At 38.9% G+C, this 22,974-nt stretch carries 33 protein-coding genes and 1 pseudogene; 9 read left to right on the forward strand and 25 right to left on the reverse strand.

Annotated features, from left to right (window positions below; genetic code table 11):
• The first annotated feature begins 326 nt into the window (after window positions 1-326).
• The 3 genes from CCC17_RS04690 to CCC17_RS04700 all read left to right on the forward strand — a co-directional run bounded on the left by CCC17_RS04690 (window position 327) and on the right by CCC17_RS04700 (window position 1,646).
• Window positions 327-842 carry a helix-turn-helix domain-containing protein gene (locus CCC17_RS04690; protein ID WP_092071021.1) on the forward strand — a complete coding sequence of 172 codons (516 nt, stop codon included), beginning with the start codon at window positions 327-329 and terminating at the stop codon, window positions 840-842.
• Window positions 843-979: 137 nt separating this feature from the next.
• Window positions 980-1,261 carry a nucleotidyltransferase family protein gene (locus tag CCC17_RS04695; protein ID WP_287082608.1) on the forward strand — a complete coding sequence of 94 codons (282 nt, stop codon included), beginning with the start codon at window positions 980-982 and terminating at the stop codon, window positions 1,259-1,261.
• Window positions 1,242-1,646 carry an HI0074 family nucleotidyltransferase substrate-binding subunit gene (locus tag CCC17_RS04700; protein WP_015526459.1) on the forward strand — a complete coding sequence of 135 codons (405 nt, stop codon included), beginning with the start codon at window positions 1,242-1,244 and terminating at the stop codon, window positions 1,644-1,646. Before CCC17_RS04695 ends, CCC17_RS04700 begins: the two co-directional genes overlap by 20 nt.
• 28 nt (window positions 1,647-1,674) lie before the next feature.
• Here the strand turns inward: CCC17_RS04700 and CCC17_RS04705 are convergent, their stop codons facing one another.
• The 9 genes from CCC17_RS04705 to CCC17_RS04745 all read right to left on the reverse strand — a co-directional run bounded on the left by CCC17_RS04705 (window position 1,675) and on the right by CCC17_RS04745 (window position 7,164).
• Window positions 1,675-2,088 (reverse strand): hypothetical protein, encoded by a 414-nt coding sequence (locus tag CCC17_RS04705; RefSeq protein WP_287082609.1) that lies wholly within the window; start codon window positions 2,086-2,088, stop codon window positions 1,675-1,677.
• Window positions 2,089-2,103: 15 nt separating this feature from the next.
• Complete coding sequence (locus tag CCC17_RS04710; protein ID WP_287082735.1) at window positions 2,104-3,630, reverse strand: Y-family DNA polymerase; 1,527 nt, start codon at window positions 3,628-3,630, stop codon at window positions 2,104-2,106.
• 43 nt (window positions 3,631-3,673) lie between these two features.
• Window positions 3,674-3,883 carry a DHHA1 domain-containing protein gene (locus CCC17_RS04715; protein WP_173741640.1) on the reverse strand — a complete coding sequence of 70 codons (210 nt, stop codon included), beginning with the start codon at window positions 3,881-3,883 and terminating at the stop codon, window positions 3,674-3,676.
• Window positions 3,884-3,901: 18 nt separating this feature from the next.
• Window positions 3,902-4,243, reverse strand: a complete 342-nt coding sequence (locus tag CCC17_RS04720; protein ID WP_019163300.1) for an arsenate reductase family protein — start codon at window positions 4,241-4,243, stop codon at window positions 3,902-3,904.
• A 1-nt stretch (window position 4,244) separates the two neighbouring features.
• Complete coding sequence (locus tag CCC17_RS04725; protein WP_287082610.1) at window positions 4,245-4,700, reverse strand: YaiI/YqxD family protein; 456 nt, start codon at window positions 4,698-4,700, stop codon at window positions 4,245-4,247.
• 10 nt (window positions 4,701-4,710) lie between these two features.
• Complete coding sequence (locus CCC17_RS04730; protein ID WP_287082611.1) at window positions 4,711-5,079, reverse strand: VOC family protein; 369 nt, start codon at window positions 5,077-5,079, stop codon at window positions 4,711-4,713.
• Window positions 5,080-5,135: 56 nt separating this feature from the next.
• Window positions 5,136-5,546: a peptide deformylase gene (locus CCC17_RS04735; RefSeq protein WP_287082612.1), complete on the reverse strand. Its 411-nt coding sequence runs from the start codon at window positions 5,544-5,546 to the stop codon at window positions 5,136-5,138.
• Between the two features lie 964 nt (window positions 5,547-6,510).
• Window positions 6,511-6,927, reverse strand: coding sequence for a hypothetical protein (locus tag CCC17_RS04740; RefSeq protein ID WP_173769048.1), 417 nt, complete (start codon window positions 6,925-6,927; stop codon window positions 6,511-6,513).
• Window positions 6,928-6,948: 21 nt separating this feature from the next.
• A complete protein-coding gene (locus CCC17_RS04745; RefSeq protein ID WP_015526469.1) occupies window positions 6,949-7,164 on the reverse strand; it encodes a hypothetical protein in 216 nt (71 codons plus the stop codon).
• Window positions 7,165-7,559: 395 nt separating this feature from the next.
• Between CCC17_RS04745 and CCC17_RS04750 the strand changes: the two genes are divergently transcribed.
• On the forward strand, window positions 7,560-8,396 hold the full coding sequence (locus tag CCC17_RS04750; RefSeq protein ID WP_287082613.1) for an AIM24 family protein: 837 nt from the start codon (window positions 7,560-7,562) through the stop codon (window positions 8,394-8,396).
• 129 nt (window positions 8,397-8,525) lie between these two features.
• On the opposite strand, the gene CCC17_RS04755 is transcribed toward CCC17_RS04750, so the two are convergent.
• The 6 genes from CCC17_RS04755 to CCC17_RS04780 all read right to left on the reverse strand — a co-directional run bounded on the left by CCC17_RS04755 (window position 8,526) and on the right by CCC17_RS04780 (window position 11,406).
• Window positions 8,526-9,143 carry a sugar O-acetyltransferase gene (locus CCC17_RS04755; RefSeq protein ID WP_287082614.1) on the reverse strand — a complete coding sequence of 206 codons (618 nt, stop codon included), beginning with the start codon at window positions 9,141-9,143 and terminating at the stop codon, window positions 8,526-8,528.
• Window positions 9,144-9,312: 169 nt separating this feature from the next.
• On the reverse strand, window positions 9,313-9,480 hold the full coding sequence (locus CCC17_RS04760) for an AAA family ATPase (RefSeq protein ID WP_015526474.1): 168 nt from the start codon (window positions 9,478-9,480) through the stop codon (window positions 9,313-9,315).
• A gap of 434 nt (window positions 9,481-9,914) precedes the next feature.
• Window positions 9,915-10,277: a YccF domain-containing protein gene (locus CCC17_RS04765; protein ID WP_015526476.1), complete on the reverse strand. Its 363-nt coding sequence runs from the start codon at window positions 10,275-10,277 to the stop codon at window positions 9,915-9,917.
• 26 nt (window positions 10,278-10,303) lie between these two features.
• Window positions 10,304-10,522: a hypothetical protein gene (locus CCC17_RS04770; protein WP_015526477.1), complete on the reverse strand. Its 219-nt coding sequence runs from the start codon at window positions 10,520-10,522 to the stop codon at window positions 10,304-10,306.
• 45 nt (window positions 10,523-10,567) lie between these two features.
• Window positions 10,568-10,741: a hypothetical protein gene (locus CCC17_RS04775; protein WP_015526478.1), complete on the reverse strand. Its 174-nt coding sequence runs from the start codon at window positions 10,739-10,741 to the stop codon at window positions 10,568-10,570.
• Between the two features lie 119 nt (window positions 10,742-10,860).
• Window positions 10,861-11,406 carry a TetR/AcrR family transcriptional regulator gene (locus CCC17_RS04780; RefSeq protein ID WP_287082615.1) on the reverse strand — a complete coding sequence of 182 codons (546 nt, stop codon included), beginning with the start codon at window positions 11,404-11,406 and terminating at the stop codon, window positions 10,861-10,863.
• Window positions 11,407-11,440: 34 nt separating this feature from the next.
• Here CCC17_RS04780 and CCC17_RS04785 point away from each other — a divergent pair, with 34 nt between their 5' ends.
• Window positions 11,441-12,223 carry a sulfite exporter TauE/SafE family protein gene (locus CCC17_RS04785; RefSeq protein WP_287082616.1) on the forward strand — a complete coding sequence of 261 codons (783 nt, stop codon included), beginning with the start codon at window positions 11,441-11,443 and terminating at the stop codon, window positions 12,221-12,223.
• A gap of 157 nt (window positions 12,224-12,380) precedes the next feature.
• On the opposite strand, the gene CCC17_RS04790 is transcribed toward CCC17_RS04785, so the two are convergent.
• The 5 genes from CCC17_RS04790 to CCC17_RS04810 form a co-directional block, all read right to left on the reverse strand.
• On the reverse strand, window positions 12,381-12,758 hold the full coding sequence (locus CCC17_RS04790; RefSeq protein WP_003864540.1) for an SdpI family protein: 378 nt from the start codon (window positions 12,756-12,758) through the stop codon (window positions 12,381-12,383).
• Between the two features lie 84 nt (window positions 12,759-12,842).
• Window positions 12,843-13,598 carry a 4Fe-4S binding protein gene (locus CCC17_RS04795; RefSeq protein WP_059086554.1) on the reverse strand — a complete coding sequence of 252 codons (756 nt, stop codon included), beginning with the start codon at window positions 13,596-13,598 and terminating at the stop codon, window positions 12,843-12,845.
• Window positions 13,599-13,670: 72 nt separating this feature from the next.
• On the reverse strand, window positions 13,671-14,483 hold the full coding sequence (locus CCC17_RS04800) for an alpha/beta fold hydrolase (RefSeq protein WP_287082618.1): 813 nt from the start codon (window positions 14,481-14,483) through the stop codon (window positions 13,671-13,673).
• A 94-nt stretch (window positions 14,484-14,577) separates the two neighbouring features.
• On the reverse strand, window positions 14,578-15,183 hold the full coding sequence (locus tag CCC17_RS04805; protein ID WP_287082619.1) for a DUF1349 domain-containing protein: 606 nt from the start codon (window positions 15,181-15,183) through the stop codon (window positions 14,578-14,580).
• Between the two features lie 25 nt (window positions 15,184-15,208).
• Window positions 15,209-15,601 carry a hypothetical protein gene (locus CCC17_RS04810; protein WP_287082620.1) on the reverse strand — a complete coding sequence of 131 codons (393 nt, stop codon included), beginning with the start codon at window positions 15,599-15,601 and terminating at the stop codon, window positions 15,209-15,211.
• A gap of 106 nt (window positions 15,602-15,707) precedes the next feature.
• Between CCC17_RS04810 and CCC17_RS04815 the strand changes: the two genes are divergently transcribed.
• The 4 genes and pseudogenes from CCC17_RS04815 to CCC17_RS04830 all read left to right on the forward strand — a co-directional run.
• Window positions 15,708-15,992, forward strand: coding sequence for a transposase (locus tag CCC17_RS04815; RefSeq protein ID WP_005612369.1), 285 nt, complete (start codon window positions 15,708-15,710; stop codon window positions 15,990-15,992).
• Window positions 15,989-16,207: a hypothetical protein gene (locus CCC17_RS04820; protein WP_015526483.1), complete on the forward strand. Its 219-nt coding sequence runs from the start codon at window positions 15,989-15,991 to the stop codon at window positions 16,205-16,207. The genes CCC17_RS04815 and CCC17_RS04820 overlap by 4 nt, the downstream gene beginning before the upstream one ends.
• Before the next feature lie 118 nt (window positions 16,208-16,325).
• On the forward strand, window positions 16,326-18,131 hold the full coding sequence (locus CCC17_RS04825) for a diguanylate cyclase domain-containing protein (protein ID WP_192925814.1): 1,806 nt from the start codon (window positions 16,326-16,328) through the stop codon (window positions 18,129-18,131).
• Between the two features lie 36 nt (window positions 18,132-18,167).
• Window positions 18,168-18,416, forward strand: a pseudogene (locus CCC17_RS04830) (ATPase); the annotation flags it as partial.
• Window positions 18,417-18,677: 261 nt separating this feature from the next.
• On the opposite strand, the gene CCC17_RS04835 reads toward CCC17_RS04830, so the two are convergent.
• From CCC17_RS04835 to CCC17_RS04855, 5 genes are all read right to left on the reverse strand, one after another.
• On the reverse strand, window positions 18,678-18,887 hold the full coding sequence (locus tag CCC17_RS04835; RefSeq protein ID WP_008392833.1) for a DUF6219 family protein: 210 nt from the start codon (window positions 18,885-18,887) through the stop codon (window positions 18,678-18,680).
• Window positions 18,888-19,031: 144 nt separating this feature from the next.
• On the reverse strand, window positions 19,032-20,327 hold the full coding sequence (gene ltrA, locus CCC17_RS04840; protein WP_155177828.1) for a group II intron reverse transcriptase/maturase: 1,296 nt from the start codon (window positions 20,325-20,327) through the stop codon (window positions 19,032-19,034).
• A 490-nt stretch (window positions 20,328-20,817) separates the two neighbouring features.
• A complete protein-coding gene (locus CCC17_RS04845) occupies window positions 20,818-21,726 on the reverse strand; it encodes a radical SAM mobile pair protein B (RefSeq protein WP_015526486.1) in 909 nt (302 codons plus the stop codon).
• Window positions 21,714-22,403 carry a radical SAM mobile pair protein A gene (locus CCC17_RS04850; protein ID WP_015526487.1) on the reverse strand — a complete coding sequence of 230 codons (690 nt, stop codon included), beginning with the start codon at window positions 22,401-22,403 and terminating at the stop codon, window positions 21,714-21,716. The genes CCC17_RS04845 and CCC17_RS04850 overlap by 13 nt, the downstream gene beginning before the upstream one ends.
• Window positions 22,400-22,837: a radical SAM mobile pair system MarR family transcriptional regulator gene (locus CCC17_RS04855; RefSeq protein WP_004853467.1), complete on the reverse strand. Its 438-nt coding sequence runs from the start codon at window positions 22,835-22,837 to the stop codon at window positions 22,400-22,402. Before CCC17_RS04855 ends, CCC17_RS04850 begins: the two co-directional genes overlap by 4 nt.
• Window positions 22,838-22,974: the final 137 nt, after the last annotated feature.

Raw genomic sequence — 22,974 nt, forward strand, 5'->3', positions numbered from 1 at the left:
AAGCAAGCGTGGCAAAGGCAGCCGAAAGTAACGATAGCAACAAAAAAACAGTTCCGGACATACTGAGGTTAATCAGTGTATCTGAACCTGTCTTTTCTATGGTCTTTCCAATGAATAGCTGGGCTGGCTTTTCCTTGGAATGGATTATTTAATTGTAAAAAATTCCCGTGAAATGATTTATAAAATAGGTAATTTTACAAAGTCTATTACTTGTTGTTAATTCATAATTTATGTATAATAAAATTCATATAAGAAATACACGCTCAGCATGCGGCCTGGAACATAAATAATCCGCAAGTTTAGCGATATACGAGGAGGAAATTCTCATGGGTAAACAATCCACCAGGGAAAACAAAACAATTTACCAGCTTTGCCGAGAAGCGGCAGGACTTACAAGAGCAGAAGCCAGTGAAAGAATGGATGCTGTCTCTGATTCAAAAATTGAAAAATTTGAATATGAAACACAAGAACCTACGCCTTATGATATCCTCCAGATGGCAGATGCCTATAAAAGACCAGATCTTTGCAATTATTATTGCTCTCACAAATGCGAAATCGGCTATCGTTATGTTCCAGAAATAGAAATGACCGATCTGTCAAATATCATTTTGGAGACAATTGCCAGTTTAAATGAAATCAATCCTCTTACCGGTCGTCTGATCCAGATTGCCCGTGACGGTAAGATCAGTGATGATGAAATGAAAGATTTTGCTTATATCAGTAAAAAACTTGATGAAATTTCTTTAGCCATAGACTCTTTGAATCTTTGGGTAGATAAAACAGCTGGAGAACAAGGGCTCAATCTTGAACTCTTAAATGCCGAAAAAGAAAAATTAAAATAATCCATAACACCACGAAAGGATTACGACTATAGAATAACACCAACCGCAGTCAGTGTCTTTAAAGTTGAATTAATCTATAGAAACTGCTATCATATTTTTATCAGAATTTTCCAAGTAAAGGAGGACATGAGTGGATCATGAACGTAATGCCAATTTCCGAAATCATCGAAAAAGTAACCATGATTTGCAAAAAAAATAACGTAAAACGCCTTGATTTATTCGGTTCCTTCGCCACAGGCACTGCAACCCCCACCAGTGATATTGATTTTGTAGTATACGGCTGTGATAATCTAATGCAGTTAGAAGATGATCTTCTGCAGATTGAAACGCTAAGGAAAATTGATATTTTTGACTTTGACAATATAAAAAATGAGTATTTATTGGAGGATATAAAAAAATATGGAAAACAAATTTATTAACCGCTATAACACTTTCTGTAAAAGTCTCTCCAATCTTGCAAAAAGCAAAACAGCCGACCCCAAGACCGATTTTGTTCTCGAGGGAACTGTTCTCAATTTCAGTCTTACTTTCGACATCTCCTGGAAAGTTATGAAAGATATCCTGATCAAAAAAATGGGAATTCTTAATTTTGCAGTTGGCTCTCCACGCGAAACTCTGCAACAGGCATTTACCAATGGTATTATTGATGATGACACCTGGCTGCAAATGCTGAAATCCAGAAATCATTTGTCTCATGATTACGATGGTACTTTCGCCGCAGAGAAATTTCAGGACATTATAAATATTTATTATCCTCTTTTTGAAAAATTCAAAAACGATGTTGCGAAATACTATAAACAGTAAATCAACACCAGTGAAACATTTTTCACATTTACCACTCTTCACATTTAATATCACTTATCTGTTCGACTGGAATGACCGTTTGATCCGTCATGATTATAGCATGCTCGTATTCGTCTACCTTTTTTACAACACCAGAACACACAACATAGGAGCCGCCTGCTTTTTTTGCATCGGGAATAAAATAAGTTATCGATATTTTCTGTTCTATACCGATATTATTTCTGATTATATTGATTTTTTCATTCAGCTGAGCAATCGCTTCCTCGCTCAGTTCCAATCTTTCATCGGTTAATCTTGCCGTTTCCTTTATCGCAGCATCATGTCCGGTCAGGGCTGCAAAAGGAGCAAATTGCGCTGCCCGATCCTGAAGCGGCATTTGCGGATGATTCTTAGAGACCGGATGAGGTAAATTGATGATATCGTCATAAGAATTATTTTTCATCCTCTTCCAACTCCTTTACGCCTTATGTCCGCCAATTTGTTCATTTCTATCCTTAGCGGTTGCACCTTCCTGAAGATTCATCCCTTTCAGCACAGCGTTTTTTCCAAATTTCTTTTTGATACTGAGCATTGCTTCCTGCATACGTTTTTCGCGATCCAGCGCGGCTTCTTCCTCTTCCTTCTTTTTCCTTTTCGCCTCATAATCCGTAAAAAGATCCAGCTGCTCATACACTTCTTCTTTCTTTACAGAACTTTCCTCCACAAGCCTGTTCGCTGTGATATTGATTCTTCTGACAAGCAGGTTTCTGTCAACGATCCTGTCATATAACTCTATTACTGCATCCGTTATCATCTTGGTTGAGGAAGTCTGCCGTTTCAGATTGGTCGTTCCATGTGCATGTTTCGGAATTCTTCTTCCATAACGGTCGATCGTAACCTCTCCATGATACTGCTTTCTCCTGTCGGCATTGTTCAGATTCTCAATATCATAACCAACCGTCAACACGATCTGGTCTGTGACCAGCTTCTTATCCACCAAATCCAAAACCATCTGGTCCGTCATCTCTTTGACGACTAATTTTGCTTTTTCAAAATCATAAGGGCAATGAAGTACCTGCCCGGAACAAACACTGTTCATTTCCGGCTTATAAGCCTTGACCATTTCCATGGTACAGGGCTCATATCCCCAGGCATGATCGATCAGAAGCTCTGCATTAACACCAAACAACCTATATAACAGGTCTTCATTATATAACTCATTTTCTTTTCCGATGGAACATCTGGCAATATCTCCCATTGTATAAAGCCCGTATTCTTCCAGCTTCTTTGCATATCCTTTTCCTACTCTCCAAAAATCAGTAAGTGGTCTGTGGCTCCAGAGTTTCCTTCGGTATGACATTTCATCCAATTCCGCAATTCGTACACCATCTTTATCTGCTTTAATGTGCTTCGCCACGATATCCATCGCAATCTTACACAGATACATATTCGTTCCGATTCCAGCAGTTGCCGTTATACCTGTCGTTTTCAGCACATCCTGTATCATGGTCATTGCAAGTTCTCTTGCTGTCATATTATAAGTATGCAGATAATCCGTTACATCCATAAATACTTCGTCGATCGAATACGGAAAAATATCTTCCGGCGCAATATATTTCAGATAAATACTGTAAATTCTGGTGCTGTATTCCAGATAGAGAGCCATCCGGGGAGGAGCAACAATATAATCAATCTCCAGTTCCGGATTAGTATCTAATTCTGTGCTGTCATCAGAGGCTCCGATAAAAGTTCTGTTCGGCACTTTCCACCTGCGGGCGCTGTTGGCTTCTTTTACTTTTTGAACAACCTCAAATAAACGAGCCCTTCCTGGTATCCCATAACACTTTAATGCTGGCGATACCGCAAGACAGATCGTTTTTTCTGTTCTACTTTTATCCGCAACCACAAGATTGGTCGTCAAAGGATCCCGATTTCGTTCTTTACATTCCACAGACGCATAGAATGACTTAAGATCGATTGCAATATAGGTTCTTTCCTTTTCCATCATTCTACACCTCCCGATTTCTCCTGTGTTCTGTTTCTAATTCTTATTTATCCTGCCCGGAAAACTTTCTCATCATAACAATCCGCTCAAGGATTTCCTGCCTGAATTTTTCAACATCATTCGTCCGTTTGCGCACACCAGCTGCCGCAGCATGTCCACCTCCGCCAAACGTCTGCAGGAGTTCATTTACATTAATCCATTTTCCATCAGACCGGAAGGAACAACGCCAGCGATTTTCTTCTTCCTCATACATGGTAAAACATCCTGTTTCTTACTTCCACGCCTTCCAGATATCCGGCTGATATCCAAGAGTGGATTGTTTTCCATTACGAACCACCGGTGTCTTAATCACCTGCGGGTTTTCCAGCACCTTCTCAAGTTTATCTTCCTCTGCAATGTACTTAATGAGCGCAAGCAGATCCTTATCCTTGCCCTCCCAGTTGATCATATTTTCCAGTCCACCATTTGCCTGGGCAACCGAATTGAATTCGCCCTTACTCATGCCCTTTTCTTTCATATCAATAAACTGAAACTTGATACCACGTTCCTTAAAGAAACGTTCTGCTTTCTTTGTATCATTGCACTTCTTTGTTCCAAAAATCTGTACGTTCAAATCAATTCTCCTTATCCATTGCCATATGTATCATTTTCTCAAAGGATTCTCTAAAATGCTCATCATCCTCCGATGTTCGTTTTCGTGGTCCTCTTAAGTGCTTCTTGCCGGATGCCCTTCGTGCTTTCTTATTCAGATGCCGCTCCATAAGCATCTGGTCAATATTCTCATTGGTATACCATTTCCCGGATTGATGAATCGCATACGCAGCTTTTCCAAGTGCCATTGCCGCCACTCCATAATCCTGTGATACAACAATATCTCCTTTATGGCAAATACTGATCAGTTTATAATCCACTGCATCTGCTCCGGCTCCAACTACGATCACTTTACTATAATCAGAAGCTAACACATGATTGGTATCACACAACAACGTTACAGGAACACTGTGCTCTTTTGCAACTTTTTCAACAATACCAATTACCGGACAGGCATCTGCATCAACAAAAATCTGCATATCTTCTCCTTTAATTACACATAAATGGCGTACGAACCTCGATGAGATTACCACTCGGATCATACAGCCTTACAAGCTTCTGCCCACCTGCAAGTTCTGTTAGTTCAGTGGCATATCGGACGAAATACTTACCAGATTCATATTTTGCAAGCAATCCATCTATATCAAAATCCTCGAAATACAATTCCATCATGTTATTGAATGGCGTAGAAATTTCATTCAATGTTTTCCCCCATACGTCGGCATCCTGCAAAACAAGTCCCTCCGATAAGATCACATTGCCTTCATTCTTAAGAATCACTTGCAGTCCAAATAAGTCCTTATAAAACTCTATGGATTTTTCTATATCATCCACCACAATCAGTACGTTTTTCAACATATCAGACACCTCGCAATCCGCTTTGAGTCAAGCGAATATTCGCAATCCGCATGCGGTTAAATAATCTTTCCAGACAAATGATCAATTTCATGCTGGCAAATCTGTGCTGTCCATCCTGACAATTTCTGGCGCTGTTTTTTCCAGTTGAAATCATAATACTCTACTTCAATTTCCTGGTATCTGGTCGTCTTACGAACACCCTCCAGAGACAGACAACCTTCTTCTGTCTCATACATATCACGCTTTGAAACAATCACCGGATTGAACATCACAACATCTATGAATCCCATATTTACAATAATGATATTCTTCTTTACACCAATCATGTTCGCCGCCATACCAACACAACGTTCTCTGTTCGCCTGCAGCGTATCCTGCAGATCCTTTCCAACCTGGATGTCAGCTTTCGTGGCCGGTTCAGATGGCTGGCCTAAGAAGAAAACATCTCTTACTATTTGTTTTACCATTTACTTTCTCCTGTACTCTAATTCTTATCTATCTTGACCTGAAATCTTTCTCGTCATAACAATTCGCTCAAATATTTCCTGTTCCTCTTTCATTGTTCCAATCTTTTATTATCTAACACCACTTTACAACTTTTTCATAAAAAAATATCGTACAGGACTTTCTGATGTATAATGAATTTGACCCAAAACATTACAAAGGAAAGTGACCTTGTACGACAAAAACATTATACAACGAAAAAACACTGATTGGTAGACTTCATCAATATTTTTTGATTTATTTTGAAACTTTTTCTGTTCCGACAGCAGATACCTTATTTCTGCTGATATTATCCATACTGACCTTGTGTTATAACCTTTCATCTGCCAGTCCTCCTTGGATTTTTCTTCTTTTTTGATGTTATCATCTTACAATAAATGGCTGTGCGAAAATCCCGACAACCAACTGGTTCTATGGCGGAGATAATTGGGCCCTATGGCAGATTAAACGCTGATTAAAGGCCTTTAATTGCCAACTAAACTACAAAGAATTCCAAAATCATGTTGCAGATTTGGAGGCTTCCATTCATGCCACCGATAATAAGATTCAGCAAACGAGGCTGGCAATTCAAAATCAACAAGTAATTCAGAAACACTGTGAAGTCTATCGGACCTGTCGTGACATCATACGTGCTCAGAATTTGGTATTCACAAACTTCCGTCGGTTGAAAAACTGCAGCGACAACAGATGGAACTAGAAGAACTGTCCTCAGCAAAAAAAGAAAAGCAGGATCTCCAGAAGCAACAGAATACCCTGCATATAATTGAAAAAAATTTTGATGCTATGATCCGCAAAGCTGGTATCAAGGTTCCGGAGAAAGCGCCTTCACCAAGAATCTTGAGCTCTTAAATGCCAAAAAAGAAAAATTAAAATAAGCCATAACGCGACGAAAGGCAATGAACCATTTCTGACTCATTGCCTTTTCCTTTACATACGCTGTAATTGATTGACGATACTTTCTGTTCTTCGAATAGCTTCTTCTACCTGTCTTTTTGCATTATTGATTCGATCCTGGACCACCCAATCCACAACAAATCCATCAAAAAAATAATCCGCAAAAGAAAGAAAATCTCCAGTATCGATATTCAAGTTACATACCATATTTACATCATTTAATTCTCTACTGAAATTACGAAGATCATACTTTGCCTGTTCCATATTCCGTTTGGCCTGATCAATTCTAGAACGTTTTAGCATCGTAGTGAAAAAACCACCGCCAAACATATCTACCAGTCCCCAGTTCTTTGCACTGTTTAAATTTTCTTTTGCTGCCTGAAGACTGTTCAAAGCTCTACGTCCAGCTTCAATTGCTTCTCTTTTTTCTTTTTCAATATCATATCCCATTCGTTTTCTCCTCCTGATCGATTATGAATGTGACGTCACCAATGCTATAATACCACCGACAATCAACAATGGAAAAGCAATGTACATCAGTCCACCTACAACCATACCAATCAATATCACCGGGAAGAAAATAACTGTGCAAAGTAATTTCATAATTCCCCAGGATGCTCTTAACCCAAAAACAAAAAATTTTCCAACAAACCAAATCATACAAATTGCAAATAATAACGATAACATTTTTTTACTCCTTCTGAAACTCATTCTGATATGTGTCTTTCATTTTTTCTGTTCTTTTTCTGCTAAATATTCAGATGTGTTCTTTATGCCAAGCTTATTACTGAATGCCGGATTTTTCTCCATCTTTTCTATTATCCGGATTAATCGAACTCTCTGTGCCGCTTCCATCTGATCACCCCATTTATATTCTGTTTTTTTGCTGATATTGTCACTATAACAAATTTATTTTTCATAATACACATCCACCATGAGGAATTGCATCTTTATATTTCTCGAATTTTGAGAATTCTGTCTTTATATTTCTCTGCACGAATTGTTTCCTATCTATGCTGCCTCTTTTATAATAAGCATATCCGAGCAACATCATAAATTATTATTAAAAGGGAGATTATGCTATGCGAATTGAAAACTTGCAAAATGAAAACAGAAAATATGCGAAAAGTATCGAAAACTTCCATGTGCTTGAATATGTGCAGGATGCCAGCGTTTCACCTATGAATGCAATGAATGAGTATTTCATGAGTAAAATGAATGTCAGAAGAAGACAGGTTGTTATTGATATTGATAAAGACCATTCAGCTGTTATCCAGGCTGGTGCCATGCAATGGATGGGTGGTAACGTACAAGCCACATCTGGTGTAAAAGGTATCGGAGATTTCCTTGGAAAGGCATTCAAGGGTGCGGTTACAAAAGAAACCACAGTTAAACCGGAATATGTTGGTGAAGGCTGTCTGGTATTAGAACCGACATACAAATATATTATCCTTGCAGACATTGGCAAATGGGGACCAGCCGGAATGACAATTGAAGATGGCATGTTCCTGGCTTGTGATGCAAATGTAAAAAGTAAAGTTGTGGCCAGAAAGAACCTTTCATCAGCAGTATTAGGTAGCGAAGGTCTGTTTAATCTGAGTTTGCAGGGAAATGGTGTAGCTGCACTGGAGTCTAATGTTCCCGAAGATGAATTGATTGAAGTCATATTGGAAAATGATGAACTGAAAATTGATGGAAACCTTGCTGTATGCTGGTCATCAAATCTTGAATTTACCGTAGAAAGATCTACAAAAACACTTGTCGGATCTGCAGTTAGCGGAGAGGGTCTGGTAAATGTTTATCGTGGAACAGGACGAGTACTGATGTGTCCGGTCGCGCCGACAACTTCCTTGTCTGAGTCCACCAACACCATGGCAGCTAAAGCTGCAGCTAAATCCAGCAATACATTTGGAAAATAAGTGTAAAATACATTCTCTTGTAACCAACAAACGCCGATATAGGATTATAAAAATCCTGCATCGGCGTTATTAATTGTGATCATTTTATTTTCTTTATTCAGATGAACTGCTTATCATCAATGCAAATTTTTAAATCTTTTCAATTCCATCTGGCATATGATCTTTCTCAGTTATTTTTCGAATGACCCGGCATGGATTTCCAACTGCCAAACTATACGGCGGAATATCTTTTGTTACAACACTCCCTGCACCAATTACACACCCTTCTCCTATGGTGACACCACCGCAAACAACCACATTGGATGCCAGCCAGCAATTATCCTTTATAGTTATTGGCTTCGCATATTCAAGATTATAAAAACTTCCATCTTCTCTTTTCCTAATATTGCGTTCTTCAGGTAATAATGGATGCATAGGAGTTGCCAATGTAACATTTGGACCAATCATCACATTATCGCCTATATGTATTTCACATACATCTAAACATGTAAAGTTAAAATTAGCAGAGCTGAATCTTCCAAAGAACGTATTACATCCGTAATCAAAATAAACAGGCGCCTGTAAATAGGGGAGTTCCTCTGTTGCTGGCAATAATTCCCTCAATATCTGTGCTTGTTCTTCTTGATCATCTTCATCTGTCGAATTGTATTTTCTTGCTAATTTACGTGCATTCACGCGTAATTGCTCCAATTCTTTATCCGTTGGATCGTACAACTCTCCACTTAGCATTTTTTCTCTTTCAGTCATTTCCGATAACCTCCAAATTCAAAGTTATAAATATCAGTTTCCCCACTCTCTCATGGTCTGCAATATTTTATCTAATGCTTTTGCACTTTCCGTCATCAAATACGGACATAGCCATAACCATATTATCTACTGTTAGATCACCGGAAAAAATATCCATCGCAGAAGGTATCTATTTAAAATTAATTTCAACAATTTCTTCATAGTTCTCTTCTGCAAATCTTTCAACTATATATGTTTTTCCTGTTTGTCTGGCTCCCTGAATTACAAGACATTTTTTGTTTTTTGAATCTACCCATTTTTTATGTAATGCGTCACTTTTCTTTTTAACATAAAACATCTCCTGTTACCAAATAATATTTTTATCAAGAACAACTTTGTAACATTTTTAATTACTATATTTCTTTTATCATCAACATTTTAGAATATTATATCATTGATCAATATATATTAAATGACTTTTTCCATTTCATACAATCTCTTCTGAAGCTCCGGTTCAAAGAAATTCTACATTCCTTCATTAAAGCTTATGAAAGGCTTCTCCATATCTTCAGTTGTGAAAATCAGAGCATTTTCGTTACTTTTCTTAACCGCACAGTCTGTGAAATTTTTAAATTCCTTATCAGTGACCGGCTGCTGCATATGCTTAACATCAAACAATACTTCTGTGTCAACCAGACTGTTTCCTGTTCAGGGTTTATTTGAACTCCAATATTAATATTACCATCCGTGAATAATATTATTTCATTTTTCATCAATAAGACCTTACACATTCTACCCTATCACACTCGCACCAAATGGCATGAAAGAGAGTCTTGCCATCTTGAAGAACTGCTTTCCAAATGGAATTCCAACTATCGTAATGCACCAAATACAACCCACTATCAGGTTTCCAAGTGCCATTTCCCATCCAAAAAATATAATCCATATAAGATTTACCAGAAATGAAAACATGCCATTTCCATACACGATTTCTTTTCCAAACGGCCAAAATGCCAAGGTTGCAAATTTAAAGCATTGCAGACCTACCGGAATTCCAATAATTGTAATACACCATATGCAACCTGCAAAAACCCAGGCCAAACCGCCCAGTAATCCTCCAAATATAAACCAAAGGATATTACCTATAGTTCTCATGACAACATCTCCTCCTCATCCAATGTCTAATATTCTTTTGCAATTTCCTCTGTTATCTCATATATCTCTTTGAATTTTTCTAAGTCCTCTGGAGATCTGATCAGCATGATTTCTTCGATTTTTCCAGTCCGTATGTCTTTGAATCCTGCTACTTCTTCTCCGGTACAAATGCTTGCACGAATAACTGGTTTCATATGTTCTCGGTCATATGTTTTTTTCACGATTTTCTTTTTGAATAATCCCATGCTACCTCCCCATCTCCGAATATCTTCGACAACAAGATCAACTATTTAATTTCTGGAACATTTTTCTGCATCGATTGCCAGTACAAACATCAACGCATCCAACGTATTTCCTGGATCCTGTACATCAATGACATAAGTATCTGACATATGAAACAGTTCTTTATTGACCCGTGCAATTAAATAACCACTTTGATCAAGAATGCTATAATCCCATTCCATAATTGTTCCATCAATATGCCATCCATTGTAATCAATATTATAATGTGGCGTCAGGAATGAAAATTCTTTGCTCAGGCATCCGATATAACTGCCGTTTTTATAAATCCCTAGTTATCAAGTTAATCCACATTGAGAAAATGGTACATCAGTACGGCTACTTCCTGTGGTGTTTTGTTGATTGGCTCTGTAATCCACTGTCTTAGGATATAATAAATACCACCTGCATGATAAAAAGTACCAAGTCTCATCGTATCATCATCAACATCAGTAAAATATCCTTTATTTATCAGATTCGGATACTGCTCATTAAATCTCTCATTTAAAAACAATACAAAATCATCATCTGTCCTGTACCGAAAAAGAATTTTTAATATATCAGAATGCTCGTAAAAGTAGCAGCATGCAAGTTCCAGCCATTTCCTCGTGTCACCCTTAGATGCAGCTTTTTCCGCAAATGCTGAAACTTCCTGAAATATTTCATACTTAATATCATTTAATATATCGCGAGGCTCTTCATAATGACGATAAAAGGTCGCTCTATTGATACCGGACTCTATACACAACTGAGTTACTGATATTTTATTTAGATCAGTTTTGCTGAGCAAACGTAAAAGTCCCTCTCGCAAAAGCCTCTTGGTCAATGCAATTCTCTGATCATCCTTCATTGCTACATCCCTCTTAATCCTTTTTTGATTTTTCATGCGACAAAACAAAGGTAACTGTTTCATAATATGTTTTCTTGCTGGAGCCGGAGCAGGCATCGGAACCGAATTTGCTGGTATGAGTGCAGCTGCAGTTATTGGGCCTATGCTGGCTTCTTTCTTAGGTGTCCCAGCATATGAAGCAGTCGGAATAGGTCTGATTAGCGATGTACTGGCCAGCGCTGTCAGTGCTTACACCTACAAAAAGAGCGGAAATCTGGACGTCAAAAACAGTTTACCCATGATGATTAGCGTTTTGATCGTAACAGTCATCGGTAGTTTTGTTGCAAGTTTTCTACCTGAAAGAGCGATGGGCAGTACCATGCAGATTGCCCTGATCATCCTCGGGCTACGCTTTATCCTAAAACCAGTCACAACCACAAGGGAACAGATGAATGCCGGTTCTGCCAAAGAGCGACTAATGAAAGCGATTATAGAAGGCATTTTCGTCGGTTTTATCTGCGGATTTGTCGGTGCTGGTGGTGGAATGATGATGCTGTTTGTACTGACTTCTTTTCTGGGATATCAGATGCACATGGCGGTTGGAACCAGTGTATTCATCATGGCATTTACCGCACTTACAGGCGGAATCAGTCATTTCGCAATCGGTGGCATGCCAGACATTACGATTATGGTCCTATGCGCCGCATTCACACTTCTCTGGGCTAGAATCGCTACTATAATAGCCAACAAGTCAGATGCAAAGACCCTTAACCGTGCAGTTGGAGTAGTCATGATTCTTACAAGTATAGTGATACTCATCGTAAACAATATAAGTTGAATTCTATGCCTAATACGGATATGAAGCAGGCTGCACTCTCAAGTCTCTATGGAATCGGTAACGCCGGTACTGGATATCAAAATCCCGCACCGGCGTTATTGATTGTAATTATCTTACTTTGATATAATCATAAATTGTCAATCCCGCAAACTTGAATTTATCGTCTTGTTCCATTCTTATCAAAATTCTTTTTTAATGCTATTTCTGTTGGGAGAATAGACCCAATTAAAGGAATAAGTTGAACACCACAGATAATTCCTCCTATACTCCCAACACAATCTTCATTTTTTCCAATCACTAAAAGCATGAATATTACTGTTATCGGCAACATAACCATTCCACAGACATACCAGACTTTACCACAATATTTATGAGCAAATTCCCATGTGTCTTTGTTCTTCATAGACATCGAAGTCCGATATCCAAATACTGAATTTATTTCCTTTGGAGCCTTTTTCATAAAATATCTTCCAAAACCAATCATCGTAAATGGGAGAAGCAAATCCATAATCAACATAAAAATCCAAAACCCCATTGTAAACCTCCTTTACTACAACTTCCGATTTTCTTAATTCTCCAAACTTGAATTTACATGTTTCTCATTGTATTGCTCGCCCTATTATAAATACAATTTATTTTCCTTCCTACCGGAACAAACCTTCTTCATTTTCAGTCCAGCGATAAAACTAACAAGCTTACTGTAATTTCTTGCTTTCTTCGGACAGACTGCTACACAGTGCATACAAGAAATACACTTATCCTTATCGGTCATCTTCGGATTGTCCAACGGAATGGCACCTGCCGGGCATTCTTTTGCGCACAGACCGCAGGAAGTGCATTTTCCATTTGCAACAGGTTTGAGTGGAACACCACCATATTCTCGATATGGTCTGTTTCCCGGAAATGCAGGTGTCCTTTGTGCTTCGCTGTTTTGCATAATCTTTGCGGCAAATTCCAGCAATTCCTTTTCATCATGCTGATCCGGGCGTCCGGTTCCAAATTGGTGCATCAGGGAATGCTCTGCGACTGCCTCCATTCCTGCGATACATACAAAGCCTGATGCCTCCAGAACATCCTGTAGTTCCAATAGAGTATCATCAATCATACGGTTTCCAAATACTGCCACAAGAATTGCTTTCGTACCATCTGCCTTTACTTTGCGGAACATATCCGTTACAACTGATGGAATGCGTCCACCGTAAGACGGTACAGCAACCAAACATAGGTCCTTTTTTTCAAATTTCACCTTCATGAGTTTATCTGGTTCTTTAATTAGGTCGATTTCTTCAGCATCCAGCTTCGTCCCTTTCGCAACAATATCTGCTACTTTCTCTGTACCCCCTGTCGGGCTGAAAAATATGTTATAAAATCTCATAATGATCCTCCTACTGATTCCGATTTGTTTATTGTCCTTTTATAACGGTTGACCAATTGTTTTCAATAGTCTTTATATGTTTGAAAGGAATTCTTCTATCAAACTATTTATCATCTCCGGTTTATCTGTATTAGAATTATGACCGGCCCCTTCAATCCACTTTAAAGGAATTTTCGTTTTTCGATGCCATTCTCTGTTATACCTTATGCATGAACCGGCATGATCCTTTGTACCACATATCAACAGGGAAGGACATTTGATTTCATATGGCAGATCCTTTTCCATTGCCTCTGCCAGAATACGAAATCCATGCCCGGCAATTTGGGCATAACGATGCTGATCACCATCATAGACCAGCATCATTTCCTTCATCAGATTTCTGCCATACTCAGAAGTTGCAACTCCCTCAGTTCCGGATTTCAAAAGCAACTTCCATGGGTAATATGCATATACTGGTTCCATTCTTTTCAGAAGCCAGATCTCCACTGCTGTCACATAGTTTCTCTGGAGCGGTGCTGAATCAATGGAAATAAAACCTGCCAGCCGGTCAGGATACAATTGTGCATAAGCCTGGCCTACATATCCTCCCATTGATTGACCGATTATAATTGGTTTTATGATTTCTTCTTTTTCAAGAATCCCATTCAGCCATTTTGCCTTATCAAACAGATCAAAGTCAAAGCGGAACGGCCAGGAAGAGGCATGAGCCGGTGCATCCCATACAATAATATTATATTTTCCATCGAAGTACTCAACCTGTTTATCAAATAATCTATGGTCAGCAGTCAGCCCTGGTAAAAATACAAGCGTCGTTGTATCCAAACTTAGATTATTTGACCAATAGTGAATTGTTCCGCAAGGAGTTTGATATGTACTTTCCTTCAACAAATCCACCTCCGCAATTTTCATTTTTCTCAGTTACACAAATTGAAAAACTTTAACTATTTTCATATTGGTTTTTTATATCAAATACAGTCTGCTACATCTCATCCGGCTTTTGACCATCGTGGGCTTTCCATTGACACTCCGTCAATTTCATATCTGTAAATACCGCTTTAAACGATGAATCTTCCGGACTGCATGCATAAATTCCAAATTTGATTTTTCCTGCACCAGCCCACATATGACAAATCCTCATTTGCTTAAACCGTATTCCATCCTCAGAACATTCAATGCAATAATCATCTTCACGTCTACTGAGACGATACCACATAGATTTAATCTCTGCATCAATTTCCGTAGTTGCCCAATCTGAATATCCATTGTTTGTCACAGCACTTCCCAGGTGCTGAAAATTGTCATTCTCATATTCTATAGAACCTTTCAACCAATTCTCACTGTCAAGATACATAACCACACCGCACTGATCAAAGCGATGATGGCTTTCCTTAAAATCTGTTTTCACCATAAATGAAAAAAACTTTTCCTCTGTTTCTATCTGCAAAACCGGAGCATTATCATTGCGGAAATGATAGTAAGTTCTTTGCCACAAATCAGTTCCAGGCTGTGTGATAATCTCAATTTTGTCATCTGTCAGCGTGTAATCATCAGGTTCTCTCGTCCACTTAAAATCTTTTATATTCATCTCATTATCCCTCCAAATTCCGATTTCACGACATCATTTCTAATACAGATTTTACCGTATTTTTTAATCCCAGTCCATCCTTTATACCCAGGCGATAAAAAAACTCTTCTGTCTCTGCTCCGCTGGCAAATATTTCATCACAATACTTCGTAAGCACTTCCTCTTGTTCCGGAGACAGTGTTTCCAAAAGCTTCTGGTATTCCTTCTCTATATTTTCATTAAATGGCTGTGTATCTTGATTTGATTTCCATTCAGAATATGCTTTGCTCATACGATTGGAGATCATCTTATCAACAGACTCCTCTACGTCTTTTGACATCTTTGAGGGAGACTCTTGCTTTTGAACTTTTTCGTTCTTCGCTTTTTCAAGTGTTGACTCGTCAATATAGTGAATAATTTCTCTCAGATTTGCCTTCATAGATTGCAGGTATTGGTGCTAGAATATAAATAGTACAAACCAAAATGAGAAATTCCAAATACACATAAGCATGATACAATAGAGACATGCTGAAGGAAGATCTCATATGGCAAAGCAACATGACAAACAATTTAAACTTGATGCAGTCCAGTACTATCAGGATCACAAAGATCTCGGAGTACGTGGATGTGCAGAAAATCTTGGCATCGGATACAGCACATTAACAAAATGGCTAAAAGACTTCCGGGAATCAGGTGATATTCCTGTTCGTGGTTCTGGTAATTATGCATCTGATGAGCAGAAGGAAATTGCCCGTCTCAGACGTGAATTACGTGATGCCCAAGATGCACTTGATGTGTTAAAAAAAGCAATCAACATTCTGGGAAAATGACGGAAGCCATTTATCTTGAAGTGTCTGAGAAGACGGAAGCTGCCAAAAAGGCTGGACGTCGGGTTTCCGTTTCCGGAATGTTGAAATTTTTAGGTGTCTCTCGCTCAGGATATCTTGCATGGCTCCACCACGTACCTTCTGATACAGAAAAACGTCGTAAAGCTGTAAAAGCAAAAATACAGGATATTTATGATGATTCCAAGGCTCCTTCTTAAAATATATAGATTTCACAAATCCCTATCGATATACATTCTTCTGTCATAGATGTATAAAGATTTTGCACAGTTCGTTTTTTTCATAAAACTTATTCTGTTTTTCAACTTCTGTGATATAATGCTTTATTATAATAATTCCCATGGACAAAATGAGGTAAACCAAGTGAAAAAGAAAACACTTGTGCCTCTTATCACTTTTTTACTGGGCATATGCCTTATTAGTTTGATTGTATACAAAACAGACACCCACGAAAAAGAGCAGAGACACATAACAGCACAATTAAACGTGGCCACCTATGGCGAACAAATAAAGAATGAAATTACAAATGGAATTGAGATCACAGATACCTTGAAGCAAATCTTAATAAGTGAAGATGGCGAAATCCGTCAGTTTGAAACAATTGCAGGAAATCTTATGTCTGATTCTATTGAAAGTGTACAGCTCGCTCCTAATGGTGTTGTTACAGATATTTATCCGGCTAATGAAAATGAGGCAGGTAAGATTGATTTGATCCATGATAAAGACCGCGGAAAAATTTCCTGTTACGCAAGAGACAACCATACAATCATTACGCAGGGCCCCTTCAAATTAAAACAGGGAGGATATGGAATTGCAATCCGTAATCCCATATACCTGAAAGATAAAAACGGACATGAGTATTTCTGGGGATTTACTATTGTTATCCTGCGTGTTCCGAATATTTTTTCAGATTCAATCAGTGCACTTTCAAATTTTGGATACGAATACAAAATTTCAAAAACAGACGCTCCATGGAGTGATACTTATAAAGTGGTTTATCAATCAGATGGGCAAATAAATCGTCCTGTTTCTTATACATTTACAATAGGAGACGAAAACTGGAAATTTGAAGTAACTCCTAAAAGTGGATGGAGAAATGCCACATTACTGATAATCATCATCGGAATTTTTCTTACAATAAGCCTTCTCCTGTCAATTCTTACCAGAGTATGGTTAGTAGCAAAAGAACATAAGAAAAAGTTTCAGATACTGGCGCACACAGATTCTCTTACAAATATTTATAACCGCTATGGATTTGATGAATTTGCAGAAAAAATGATTCAAAAAAATCCAAAAGCACATTTTGTGGCTGCGCTCCTTGATATCGATGATTTCAAGTTTATTAATGATATCTATGGACATAATTACGGAGACAGGGCACTAAAGAATCTTGCAGACAGCATGAAGACTTTTTTCCCATCCGATGCATTACTTGGAAGAAATGGTGGTGACGAATTCTGCATTCTTTTACCAAATTGTACCTTTGCAGAAGCAGATATACAGCTGCAGAAATTCACCAAACTTCCTAAATCATTCTCATACCATGGTAAGGAACATGCATTTTATATTTCTCTAGGATATGCAGAATATCCAACATTTGCATCCAATCGTTCACAACTCATGCGCTGCGCAGATGCCGCTCTTTATGAAATAAAGCTTCATGGAAAAAATGGATGTATGGTCTACAGAGAAGGACTTCAGTCAGGTGCCCGCAAACAACTTGGATTCGCATTCAAGGATATCTCTGAACATCTTCCAGGTGCATTCATCATATACAGAGCAGACAAAGAAGATGATGAACTAATTTTTGCAAATGATGAATTTCTTCATATGTCCGGATATAAAGATATAGATGAACTGTTCAGACTTACTGAGAAAAGTTTTCGCAACTTGATTCGTGAAGATGAACAGCAACAGATAGAATCAAGTATCTGGGAACAGATTGACAACGGCAATGAAAATGACTATATTCACTTTCATCTTCGAAAAGCTGACGGAACTTATTTTTCTGTTCTTGATCATGGAAGAATTGTAGAGAGCCCGCAATACGGGAAAGTATTTTATGTATTGTTCATGGATTGGGAAGATATGCATATTCGTTACAATGATAAATTCGCAAGATAAAATATTGCAAAAAACAGAGCGTATGATCTATTTTCATATAATGTTTATGTCGGCAAGCTCTATCAAAAGGAAATCGACTTTGTTGCTCAGAGAAGCAACGAGAAGTTTTATATTCAGATCAGCGACAACATTTCCGGGCAGGAAACATTTGAGAGAGAATGCTTTCCTCGGCTTCAGATTCGAGATGCTTATCCGAAAATGATTATTGCTAGAACCAAACATCCCCAATATAGCTATGAAGGAATCGTAATTCACGATATAGTCGATTGGTTACTACAAGAATAAGCAAGGCGAAATATCTCCAGCATTCTCTTTTGAAATGATGGAGATATTTTTATTATGACGGAGATTGCAGATGAATTCAGACAAAGCATCCTACGAAAAGAGTTTTATATGGATGTACTGAACTGTGATCCGATGTCTTTTGACAAGGAATGCGAACTGACTATTTGGTGGCTCCCCCCCCAAGCCCCTGTAGAATAAATAACGCCAGTACTGGATATCAAAAATCCCGCACCGGCGTTATTTATTAAAATATTTTGTTTTTTAATCTTCAACACTCTCTACTGAAACTTCTTTTTTCTTCCTACTTTTACCAGAAATCATCTTGTGTCCTGTATAAATAGCCATAATCATGCAAAGCAAAGAACTTGCTGCAAAGTACTTATGGCCTTCTTTTGATCCCTTATAACCTGTATAAAAAGTTCCAAGCATTGTAATCAGTGCACCGATAGACCAATATTTATGTGATTTCATTCAGATACCTCCTGCCGTTTTTCTTAATCATATACCTTTTAAAAGATATATACAGTCGAGTAGACTAAGACCTCTCAATCTTAGCCCCTCACAGATCCGTACGTGCGGCTTTCCCGCATACGGCTCCTCATAGTAACATTTGCTTCAATATAAACAATAGTACGTTTTAGGTTTTGCTAACGGGTAGTACTTGAGCATTTCCACAAATCCATTCCATGTGTATGCCCGTCTACAACCTCTCCGATTCATGGCTTTGAATAGAAACTGTTGTACTCTATGCAGGAATGTTGTTATCTTCCGAAAATTCCATGTAACACCATAATACCGATAGTGTCCAATTAGTTTTACGTTCAACTCTTTAATTATTTCTCGCATTGGTCGATTTCGATTATCGTAAATCCAGTTCTTGTATGCTCTAACCTTTTGCTCAAACTTCTTTCTTGAAGTCTGTACCTTTGGCACGAAACCTCCCTTTCGAGTTTTGCTACAGTAGAAGGTAAACCCTAGAAAATCAAATGTTTCAGGCTTACATTCTCCTCTTGCTCTACGATTCTGCTCTGCAAATCTCCCAAATTCAATCAGTCTGCTTTTACTACTTTCCAGCTCCAGTCCAAACTTTTCCATTCGTTCCTTTAACTCTTTATAGTATCTTTCAGCTTCTGACTTATATTGAAATCCTGCAACAAAATCATCCGCAAAGTTGACGAGAAAACACTCTCCCTGCATTTCCCTTTGCACCACCAGCTTAAACCACAGCGTCAGCACATGATGCATGTATATATTTGCAAGCATCGGACTCATTACTGAGCCTTGTGCCGAACCTTCCTCTGTTGGCTCGAATTTTCCTTGCTCCATTATTCCTGCTTTAAGGTATTTACGTATTAGCCACAATAAGTTCTTATCCTGTATATTCCATTCAAGGAACTTCATCATCCAATCATGGTCGATATGGTCAAAGAAACCTTTGATATCGGCATCTACGATATAGCTGATTTTTCCATAGCTTATCCGTTGGTATACTTCTTTTATTGCTTCGTGACACCCCCTATTCGGTCTGAATCCATACATGCAGTTTAGGAATCTCGGTTCATAAATAGCTCCCAGTATTTTCTTCACTGCCATTTGTACAATCTTATCTTCATAGGAAGCAATCCCTAATGGTCGTTTCTTTCCATTTCCTTTAGGTATATATACCCTCAGTGACGGAAGTGGCTTAAAGGATTTGTTTTTCAACCTCTGTACCAGTTCCTTGATATTTCTATCAAGGTTCTTCCCATACTCATCCTTAGTTACCTTGTCAATTCCGACTGCTTTGTTCCCATCTAATTCCTTATGGCATTGCTTTAGCATATCTTCATTTATCAAGTGGTACACTGATGTAAATATAGGATGTTTTGATGTTGCCGATATCTCAGCTATTCTCACTAATTTCGTTTCCATTATTTCCTCCGTCCCTGAGTACGGATAATGTGTCCTCAGTAAGACCTTTACTATGCAATCCCCTTCCCTCCATCGGCATTGCCCGATTTCCACAGTACTATGGGATTGTCCGACCACCTACCATTCATTTGAAATCCTCCGTTTTCAGTTGCAACTTCATACTCTTCTTCGAGAAATGGCAGGTTCTCCCCAGTTGATGTGTATTCATAATGTAAAACATGATTGGTTCTCTGACTCCGCAGTGCCACATAACACTCGCCATATCGCATTATATGATATTGTCTTCCGCACCAGTTAAGACGTCGACCGACTGAAGTTAACGTTTCGAAGCTCAATCACTATTCAACCCTGCTTTCTTGCTGTCTACGCTTGTCAGATGCCGTTACCGGCATCGTCCCAAGACTCGCTATTATCTGGTTGGCTAAACCTTGGATAAACCGGAATCCCACCGGCTTGACTACACACCCTTAGCTGGGCGCACAACTGGAAGTTAGCGATTTCTTTTTCCGGTATTCTCTGTCCCACGGATTTCCTCATGATAGAAATAATCTACGATCACCGGATGTCCCTGCGGGACTCTGCCATAAGGCATTTCATTATCCACAAAGGCACAATCATACTTCTTAGCCATTTTCTCAGCTTTTACTTCAAGTGCTTCAAAGTAGCTGCGGTTATGCTTGTTATAAATCTCGTCGTAAAGTGGTACAAGATCAGGATATTTTCCGGCGATATAATCCATAATTGTCTTTTTGAAACCGCCTCGAAGATTGAGATTTTCAAGCCAGAACAGATCGCACTGATCCTTTACCCGCTCAAAGATTGCTTCAAAATCCGTGATACCGGGGAATACCGGGGATACGAAACAGACTGTACGGATACCTGCCTCATATACCTGCTTCATAGCAGCGATACGGTGCTCAATGCTCGAAGCAGAATCCATATCGTTCTTGAAATTTTCATCTAGTGTGTTGATCGACCATGAAACGGTTACACGTCCAAACTTCTTCAACAGATCAATATCCCGTACCACAAGATCCGACTTTGTGCAGATCAGAATATCTGCGTCACTGCCGATCAGCTGCTCCAGAAGTTTTCTGGTATTCCCGAATTGCTCCTCCTGTGGATTGTAGCCATCTGTCACAGAACCGATGACCAACCTCTGTCCGGCATATTTCTTCGGATTTTTTATTTCCGGCCAATGCTTCACATCAAGGAAAGTTCCCCATTCCTCCTTGTGCCCGGTAAAGCGCTTCATAAAAGAAGCATAGCAATACTTGCAGGCATGTGTACAGCCCACATAGGGATTGACCGAGTAACCGCCTACCGGCAGACTGGACTTGGTCATGATGTTCTTTGTTTCCACCTCACGAATGAGGATTCCATTTATTACTTCTTCCATGATTTCTGTACCTCTAACACTTTATTAAATTCTTCCGGCATTTCCTGAATCATATTTTCATCCCCTATGATAGGGACAAGGTCTTCCTTCATAAACACCGGAATGCCGAGCTTATGTGCCTGGTCCGTCAGAGACCATGCCCATTCCGGCTCCGTATGAATCTTCCTGCTCTGAGCTCCGGTCATGGTGCCGACAACGATCCAATTGATTCCGGAAAGGTCAACTGTGCAGGGATCATCGAATAACGGCTCAAAGGTAACATGGTAATGTTTTGCTCTGACGTTTTTCCGAAGGGCGTCGATACGCCACAGTTCTGCTTTCCTCGTCACCGTAACGCCAAACCATGCGTTTTCCAGATCGGTATCAAAATCCAGCAAATCAGGTCGCTTGGTAAGGAACAGGAACTGATGCTGTGGATTTTCATGGATCTTTGCAAATACCTCGTCTCTCCATTCCGGCTTCCATCCGGAGAGATCGCTCATGCCGGTAAGAAGAAAGTTCTGCGGACGTTTCTTTTCCATCATCTTGAGCTTACCCGGAAAGAATTCAGGGTTAGCGAAGTCATCAATCATATGCCAGCGTTTCACGTTGTTGCGGGCATAGCAATATGCACACCCCACTGTGCAGCCAATGACGATATTCATGTTCTGAATCTGATCTTTGATACAAATACTCATGACTTCTGCCACTCCTCAAGATTCTTTCTGATGCGGTCGAGGCATTCCTCAAACCGGGTAATTTCTTCCTCAGAAAAACCTTTGTAATAAATACTGCCCATCTCATCAGATACAGAATCGTACTCGCCCTTTAAGGCATGTGCTTTCTCAGTCAGAAACAGGAGCGTTTTCCTTTTGTCCGTTTCAGACTGAACACGGCTTATCAGCCCTTGATTTTCCATTCTTTCCAGCATCGTAGTAAGAGATGTTATCGCTAATCCGCATTTAGTCGAAAGTGACCTGATTGAGATACCATCCTCCTGCCACAGCACATAAAGAATACGTCCCTGGGCTCCATTAAACGCATCAATATTCTTTTCACTGAGAATCTTCTCAAAAATCCGGTCTCCAAGCTGTTTTATTTTTGTGACAAGAAATCCTCCATTCATTTCCATGCAAAAGCTCCTATATAGTAGTTTATTAAAAACATACTATATAGGAGCTTTATTGTCAAGAGTTTATATGTCTTAATAGGTAAATTCCATTTTTTCAATTCTCCAAACTGGAATTTGACTTGCGGATTTTGATGATA

This window comes from Blautia sp. LMAG:36, assembly GCF_008680535.1.
Classification (GTDB): Bacteria; Bacillota; Clostridia; order Lachnospirales; family Lachnospiraceae; genus Blautia_A; species Blautia_A fusiformis.

Coding starts and splice junctions, on each gene's coding strand:
- CCC17_RS04690 (WP_092071021.1), top strand. CDS start 327: ATGGGTAAACAATCCACCAGGGAAAACAAAACAATTTACCAGCTTTGC.
- CCC17_RS04695 (WP_287082608.1), top strand. CDS start 980: ATGAACGTAATGCCAATTTCCGAAATCATCGAAAAAGTAACCATGATT.
- CCC17_RS04700 (WP_015526459.1), top strand. CDS start 1,242: ATGGAAAACAAATTTATTAACCGCTATAACACTTTCTGTAAAAGTCTC.
- CCC17_RS04705 (WP_287082609.1), bottom strand. CDS start 2,088: ATGAAAAATAATTCTTATGACGATATCATCAATTTACCTCATCCGGTC.
- CCC17_RS04710 (WP_287082735.1), bottom strand. CDS start 3,630: ATGGAAAAGGAAAGAACCTATATTGCAATCGATCTTAAGTCATTCTAT.
- CCC17_RS04715 (WP_173741640.1), bottom strand. CDS start 3,883: ATGTATGAGGAAGAAGAAAATCGCTGGCGTTGTTCCTTCCGGTCTGAT.
- CCC17_RS04725 (WP_287082610.1), bottom strand. CDS start 4,700: ATGCAGATTTTTGTTGATGCAGATGCCTGTCCGGTAATTGGTATTGTT.
- CCC17_RS04730 (WP_287082611.1), bottom strand. CDS start 5,079: ATGTTGAAAAACGTACTGATTGTGGTGGATGATATAGAAAAATCCATA.
- CCC17_RS04735 (WP_287082612.1), bottom strand. CDS start 5,546: ATGGTAAAACAAATAGTAAGAGATGTTTTCTTCTTAGGCCAGCCATCT.
- CCC17_RS04740 (WP_173769048.1), bottom strand. CDS start 6,927: ATGGGATATGATATTGAAAAAGAAAAAAGAGAAGCAATTGAAGCTGGA.
- CCC17_RS04745 (WP_015526469.1), bottom strand. CDS start 7,164: ATGTTATCGTTATTATTTGCAATTTGTATGATTTGGTTTGTTGGAAAA.
- CCC17_RS04750 (WP_287082613.1), top strand. CDS start 7,560: ATGCGAATTGAAAACTTGCAAAATGAAAACAGAAAATATGCGAAAAGT.
- CCC17_RS04755 (WP_287082614.1), bottom strand. CDS start 9,143: ATGACTGAAAGAGAAAAAATGCTAAGTGGAGAGTTGTACGATCCAACG.
- CCC17_RS04760 (WP_015526474.1), bottom strand. CDS start 9,480: ATGTTTTATGTTAAAAAGAAAAGTGACGCATTACATAAAAAATGGGTA.
- CCC17_RS04765 (WP_015526476.1), bottom strand. CDS start 10,277: ATGAGAACTATAGGTAATATCCTTTGGTTTATATTTGGAGGATTACTG.
- CCC17_RS04770 (WP_015526477.1), bottom strand. CDS start 10,522: ATGGGATTATTCAAAAAGAAAATCGTGAAAAAAACATATGACCGAGAA.
- CCC17_RS04775 (WP_015526478.1), bottom strand. CDS start 10,741: ATGGAATGGGATTATAGCATTCTTGATCAAAGTGGTTATTTAATTGCA.
- CCC17_RS04780 (WP_287082615.1), bottom strand. CDS start 11,406: ATGAAGGATGATCAGAGAATTGCATTGACCAAGAGGCTTTTGCGAGAG.
- CCC17_RS04785 (WP_287082616.1), top strand. CDS start 11,441: ATGCGACAAAACAAAGGTAACTGTTTCATAATATGTTTTCTTGCTGGA.
- CCC17_RS04790 (WP_003864540.1), bottom strand. CDS start 12,758: ATGGGGTTTTGGATTTTTATGTTGATTATGGATTTGCTTCTCCCATTT.
- CCC17_RS04795 (WP_059086554.1), bottom strand. CDS start 13,598: ATGAGATTTTATAACATATTTTTCAGCCCGACAGGGGGTACAGAGAAA.
- CCC17_RS04805 (WP_287082619.1), bottom strand. CDS start 15,183: ATGAATATAAAAGATTTTAAGTGGACGAGAGAACCTGATGATTACACG.
- CCC17_RS04810 (WP_287082620.1), bottom strand. CDS start 15,601: ATGAAGGCAAATCTGAGAGAAATTATTCACTATATTGACGAGTCAACA.
- CCC17_RS04815 (WP_005612369.1), top strand. CDS start 15,708: ATGGCAAAGCAACATGACAAACAATTTAAACTTGATGCAGTCCAGTAC.
- CCC17_RS04820 (WP_015526483.1), top strand. CDS start 15,989: ATGACGGAAGCCATTTATCTTGAAGTGTCTGAGAAGACGGAAGCTGCC.
- CCC17_RS04825 (WP_192925814.1), top strand. CDS start 16,326: ATGCTTTATTATAATAATTCCCATGGACAAAATGAGGTAAACCAAGTG.
- CCC17_RS04835 (WP_008392833.1), bottom strand. CDS start 18,887: ATGAAATCACATAAATATTGGTCTATCGGTGCACTGATTACAATGCTT.
- ltrA (WP_155177828.1), bottom strand. CDS start 20,327: ATGGAAACGAAATTAGTGAGAATAGCTGAGATATCGGCAACATCAAAA.
- CCC17_RS04845 (WP_015526486.1), bottom strand. CDS start 21,726: ATGGAAGAAGTAATAAATGGAATCCTCATTCGTGAGGTGGAAACAAAG.
- CCC17_RS04850 (WP_015526487.1), bottom strand. CDS start 22,403: ATGAGTATTTGTATCAAAGATCAGATTCAGAACATGAATATCGTCATT.
- CCC17_RS04855 (WP_004853467.1), bottom strand. CDS start 22,837: ATGGAAATGAATGGAGGATTTCTTGTCACAAAAATAAAACAGCTTGGA.